At 39.4% G+C, this 5,759-nt stretch carries 5 protein-coding genes; all 5 read right to left on the reverse strand.

Going from position 1 to position 5,759, the window contains the following annotated elements:
• Positions 1 to 1,038 precede the first annotated feature (1,038 nt).
• The 5 genes from BIT28_RS15870 to BIT28_RS15890 all read right to left on the reverse strand — a co-directional run bounded on the left by BIT28_RS15870 (position 1,039) and on the right by BIT28_RS15890 (position 5,294).
• A complete protein-coding gene (locus tag BIT28_RS15870) occupies positions 1,039 to 1,602 on the reverse strand; it encodes a type 1 periplasmic-binding domain-containing protein (protein ID WP_245823716.1) in 564 nt (187 codons plus the stop codon).
• 199 nt (positions 1,603 to 1,801) lie between these two features.
• Positions 1,802 to 2,323, reverse strand: coding sequence for an SseB family protein (locus BIT28_RS15875; RefSeq protein WP_175577548.1), 522 nt, complete (start codon positions 2,321 to 2,323; stop codon positions 1,802 to 1,804).
• A gap of 122 nt (positions 2,324 to 2,445) precedes the next feature.
• A complete protein-coding gene (locus BIT28_RS15880; RefSeq protein ID WP_075765440.1) occupies positions 2,446 to 3,387 on the reverse strand; it encodes a hypothetical protein in 942 nt (313 codons plus the stop codon).
• 121 nt (positions 3,388 to 3,508) lie between these two features.
• A complete protein-coding gene (locus tag BIT28_RS15885; protein ID WP_083651893.1) occupies positions 3,509 to 4,336 on the reverse strand; it encodes a DUF2262 domain-containing protein in 828 nt (275 codons plus the stop codon).
• A gap of 142 nt (positions 4,337 to 4,478) precedes the next feature.
• Entirely contained in the window at positions 4,479 to 5,294 is an 816-nt protein-coding gene (locus BIT28_RS15890; protein ID WP_075765444.1) for a DUF2971 domain-containing protein, read from the reverse strand.
• Positions 5,295 to 5,759 lie beyond the last annotated feature (465 nt).

A 5,759-nucleotide genomic window follows, 5' to 3' on the forward strand; every position in this document is an offset into this window, starting at 1 on the left:
CAGAAAGCTCTCGTTTAAACTTTCCATAAAAACAAAAGAGTAATGATTCAATACGTTGAACTCCTCTAGCAATATAACGCCTGCAATAAGGTGCCCCACTCTGAACTATCAAAGCGCACGAACCTCATACCAAAACCGCCGAGTGTAACGGGTCACCTTGATTGCCTTGTTAGGCATTTCCACTTGCGGCATCCCTACTTAGCCGATGAACTCTCAGCATTTTCCGTCGCCAGCCATGGGATACAGCATCCACGAATCTTGACGTAAGATAAATACTATCAACATCTTAAAGCCAGCAACATTTGCATGACACCCTGATGAGATGCTAATCGAGGCTGCACCATCAGACTGATGAGTTAAGTTAACGACAAGCCTTTCACAGCGGTGTATCGAGGAAGCTAGGAATGCTTATTGCCATCGTTTGAGGCAGCAAAGAACGGAACAACCTGCATTTCACCGAACATTAAGGACAGCCTTACGATGAATGAGTAGCCTAAGATTTCCCGTTCTTGAGCGATGCGGTTACGACTAGATCATAAAGTAGGCTTTTCTCATGCCTAACGCCTGGGATAAGGTGCGCCACGGTGAACTCACCAAACCCATTAAACTCCAAACCAAAAATGCCGAGTCAAACAAGTCACCTTGATACCTTTGTTATGCAACTCCATCCATTAATACGATCATACTTGGCCGAAAATCTTTCCACGCGTGATAAATCTGCGGCATACAGGCAACAAATCCGGACTCTGATAATTCCGATTCACTTTCAACGATTTGAGCCAGAGAAACCTGCATGACAACCTGATGCGGAGAAGCTTGGCTGCTTCGCCAAACCAATAGCCAAAGAGATGCGCCAACACTTTCACAGCAAAGTAACGTTGAAATTATGATATTGAATTGCCAGACTTCAAGGCAGCAAATATAACAACAACCTACTTATCTTCGGACTTANCATAAGGTGTGCCCCGTCGAACCAACAAAACACACTGAACTCCATACCAAAACCGCCGAGTGTAACGCATCACCTTGATGGCTTTGTTATAAGCCTACTGCATAGGTAGTTGATCTAAAAGGAGAAGCAATAAAACTAAATGTACCCGCACCAACGATATGGTTTAAGACTCTGACGTCTTGATTGGAGCTGGTAGAGCATGACATGGCTCTATGATACAAAGCACTAAATGAAACAAGACCTTCCCCCCAAGTTATTGGCCTCGTAGGGGCAATAACTGCGTTACAAAATGACTTGTGGTATTCGAATATTTCTTGAACTCCATTTGCAACATCACAACTTGAAAAACACAAACAAGTATCTTTTAAATGTGGCCATGCCATTTGATCAAACTCTTGCCAAGTAATGAAGTCGTTTGTTAGAGAGATACCATCCAGAGAGCCATGCCCACTAAAATGTACATACTTTATATGTTCTTTTGCTGCGTATTTAATTGCTTTTTCAAAGTACTCTTTATCAACGACTTCAAAGTGCTTTGCCGATATTCCTTGTAATTTTAAGACATCTTTAAGGGTCGCTCCTTCGTATCTATCATCATAAATATCTTTTGCACTTCTTGACTCAATAATTAGGATTTCATTTTTAGCCATAATTCACACTATCTATACCGTTTTATTACCAATTAACAGTACCTTACATGATTTCTAATGTACTTTCTTTGATGTGAGCAACAGGATGTATAAGAATGGCTTATAACGCCTGCGATAAGGTGCCCCTCTATTAACTTACCAAGCGCACCGAACTTCGAACCAAAAATGCCAAGTGTAACGGGTCACCTTGATTGCTTTGTTAGCCCTGATTTTCTCCGAAAACATCTGGATTTAATTGTTTTATCAACTCAAATTCCAATGGAACATTTTGTAAACCAGGATTAATTGCAACACCATGAATACTATCCATAAGCGTAATCTTCTTCCAGAGCTCTTTTGCAGGATAAACTAATGCATCAGATTCCTCTTCTATAAAATAATCTTTTGCCTGTATATCAGTAAATATAGGAATATACATATTTCCATCAGTCGACTTTAATGTCATATAGTTAATTTCTTGACCTGCCTTTATAGTGACAATTCCATCATCAGTACGCTTATTCTCTGTCAACTGATTAGGAAATATTGCAACAACATATGTTGCTTTATTTATTTCCTCAATCATTTTCGTGACATTTTCAATACTTCTATCTTCCTCAACCTCACGGATTGAGGATAACAATGAAATATTGGTAACTTCACCAGAATTTTCATCGTTTGCTATCAATGAAAACGATGTCAGTAATATAAAACAAGAAACAATCCACCACTTTTTCTTCATTATAATAACCTTTGCCATTAAGGGGCTAACGCCAGCCATAAGGTGTGCCCCACTAAACTAGCAAAGCGCACTGAACTCCATACCAAAAATGCCGAGTAAAACGCATCACCTTGATGGCCTTGTTAGCCCTGTTCACACAGGTATATCCAGAGCTTTTGTTTTAGCGGTTCAGTAAGAGACCAGCTATTGTCTATTATCCAAGTGTATATTTCTTCATGAGACAAGCAGTTAACACCTTTAACACTTTCACCTGGGTAAGCATTACGATTTGTTGAAAATAAGCAAACAAGCTTTTTGTCAGCCACATACTCGTTGTATTTCATTGGTGGAAGAGGATCCGGGTGCCTACCTGATTTCACCTGCACATGACATGTCTCTGACTGTTTATTAAACATAGTGAATTCAAAAACAGGTTTGCTTCTAAAACACGTAGATTTAATTAAATACCATCCTTCACTTTGCAAGTAAGTCGCAATAACATCTTCGACTTCATCAGGTGTCATAATTGCAAATAATTCATACATTTTCATTTTTACAATTTGATCTCTCAAACGCGGCATGTCAATGCTTGGTATCCAGTTAGGATTAGCGAATAGTTTATTAAACATAACTTCATGACATTTTCTTTCTTCTGAAGTTATTTTAATTTTTTGAATCATTCGTTGAGCAATTGTACCTCGTTGGACTGCACCGGAAACAAACACTTCAGGCACTTTTACCCAATCAGCTTTTCGAGCATGACCAAGGTCGTAGCTCATGAAATCTTGATCTATTGCTGTTCCCAGAACAATATCCTTATGTGCTCGGCACAGATAATAGTGGCCTCGTTGGTGTAACCAAACATGATCACCTTCCTTAACCTCCTCTAATAGTTTCCTTACCGCATATGGCCATTTACTATATCTTTTTTCTACTAATCTACGGGCTTCACTTATACATGAAGCTTGCTCATTCTCATAAGCTCCAGACCAACCAATACCCAACAATGATTTATTTTTACATAATACAAAGGGATCATGACCAGCCTTACTATCAGGTTTAATAGTTAATTTCCATGTACTCACAAACTCTCCTTAGGGCTAACGCCAGCAATAAGGTGTGCTAACACTGAACCTGCAAGACACACCGAACTCCAAACCAAAAATGCCGAGTGTAATGCATCACCTTGATTGCATTGTTATGTCTCTATCCTGGAATGTCTGCATTTGTAAGCCCTTCACTAAGACTTCCTGATATCTGGATAGAGTGCCCCCAAAAGAGATCACCGTCATGGTGCCAAAATTCAAATTCGCCATCGGGATAAACAGTGATAGACTCAAGCTTCATTTTCTCAATAAATTGATCTTTAGTTACTTCAGGCTCGTCTTCTTCCAACCACGAGTCATTTTTTAGTTCAAGTAACTCTTCAACTGCAAATTCAACAACTTTTTGTGACCAACTTTCTTGGTCCTGCCAAAGCTTTTTCGCCATCTCTAAAGACGCCTTCTCATCGGTACAGTCGTCAGTCGACAGGCTGAGACAAATTTTGTCTCTACCCCATTTCGTTTCTGATTCAAACCAATCTACTTTTCTATCAAGCGTAAATTTGCCCAGTAATTCATCTTCGAATGTAACTGGCTTTTGTAGCTCTGCTGCCAATGCTAAAAGTTCTCGATCATCAGACTTGCCGACTATTTTTTCTAAGTAAGCCTGAGCTCCAGCAAAATCACTGCTTTCTACAACTTTCACTTTGAGGCGATAAGGGGTGTATATGTCTATTTCCTTCTGATATTCACCAAGTTGTTGCTCAGAAACTTCCTTTCTAACAGTTAGTTTTATGTCTTTTAGGTTACTTTCTTCAAGATACCTCCAGTTTTCAAGACTAAAATTAACAGTCCACTGGCTCTCGCCTTGAGATTTTGAGCCGCCAGCACCGGTTGATCCAACTAGACCCAGAATTTCTTTTGAATTTGTATGTTTAAAGGTTTCCATTAACTTGGAAAGTCTTTTTTTAGCTTCTTCAAATAGATCCATTATCTACCCTTATCAATTATTGGTGCTACAAGACATAACGCCGGGCATAAGGTGCGCCACGACCAACTTACCAAACCCACCAAACTCCATACCAAAACCGCCGAGTGTAAAGCGTCACCTTGATGCCTTTGTTAGCTGCGTACTAAATTTTGTGATCTGATAATTCAAGTTTCCAGGAACCTTCGCAACGTCGTACTAGCTGCACATTTATACCCTGAGATTTCCATTCTTTGCGTGTATTAATATAAAGTTCCTTGTCTAAACCTAAGCGAGTAACGTTTGAATAACTTGAACAACCTAAGTATGCCTCTACTATCGACTCTGCTGGAATCGATAAACAATACAGCGGACGTCCATAGACCTGAATTTGACTCCAGTCTCCCGACTCATTTGCAAAATTACTATCACTGTAGCGTGAGTTATCCTGAGGATTTCGTATATTCTTAATTACACGAACTTCTTCTTCATAACCCCACGCCAGATCTTTGTATAGGAACGCATTTTTAAACAATTCAAAATCATGTTCATGAAATGACGCATGCTCTTTGCCAATTGACATTAATGAGTCAACATTAGCGGTAGGTAACTTATTTTGAGGCATAGTAGAGGTGTATATTATTTCACCATTATTGGCTGGGATAACACAATTTTCTACCGTATTAAGTTGAGCTTTATTCACATCAATCCCGATGACAACACCTCGGTGGTCATCTCCATAATGTGCCCACATTAATGCATTCAATGGATTTCGAGTTAACGATAAGACACCGTAATTACGACTTAAGCGATTTTTATGAGGATTATGCTGTAATTTACTACTTAATTCATCTGAACCTTTAAAGCACAAAGCTGCACACTCAAAAGGATCGTTAAGGTCTTCCAAGCAAGAAAAACCAATAGACCTATTTCCTATCACTGAACAAGCCGATGAAAAAGACATATATTTATAAAGAATCACGATTAATCCTCGTTTACAAAAAAAGCAGCTAACGCCTTGTTAAGTAGCAGCTAACCGCCACTACACTCAAACAAAACCACCGTAATCACAAGACTCAACCAAACCAAAGTCGCCAAACGTTAGCTGTCTGCTTGAACAATTTGTTATACACGTATTAGCCAAGAGGGTCGTAGTCTGTGTTTGCAAATGCAATAGAGCTGACCTTTTGTGTTGGATCAACTTTGAATGGTTTTTCACAACTAGGGCAATTATAAAAACCCTCGAAGTGATCCGTGAACTGTAATATGTTGATGACCTTCTTTTCTGCAATACATCTCGGGCAAGTGTAGTGGATAGGTTCAAACTTAGATTTGTATACGATAGCTCCACCATCAGATTTTATGAGTTTGCATATTCCGGAGTATTGCGACCCCTGATTCCGGGATTATCCGATCGCTCATTCCGGTTTAAACCGATCACCGATTC

This window comes from Photobacterium proteolyticum, assembly GCF_001939735.1.
Taxonomy (GTDB): Bacteria; Pseudomonadota; Gammaproteobacteria; order Enterobacterales; family Vibrionaceae; genus Photobacterium; species Photobacterium proteolyticum.

Bases quoted from the DNA above. Each gene is read 5' to 3' on its own strand.
- BIT28_RS15885 (WP_083651893.1), bottom strand. From the start codon at position 4,336: ATGGATCTATTTGAAGAAGCTAAAAAAAGACTTTCCAAGTTAATGGAA.
- BIT28_RS15875 (WP_175577548.1), bottom strand. From the start codon at position 2,323: ATGAAGAAAAAGTGGTGGATTGTTTCTTGTTTTATATTACTGACATCG.
- BIT28_RS15870 (WP_245823716.1), bottom strand. From the start codon at position 1,602: ATGGCTAAAAATGAAATCCTAATTATTGAGTCAAGAAGTGCAAAAGAT.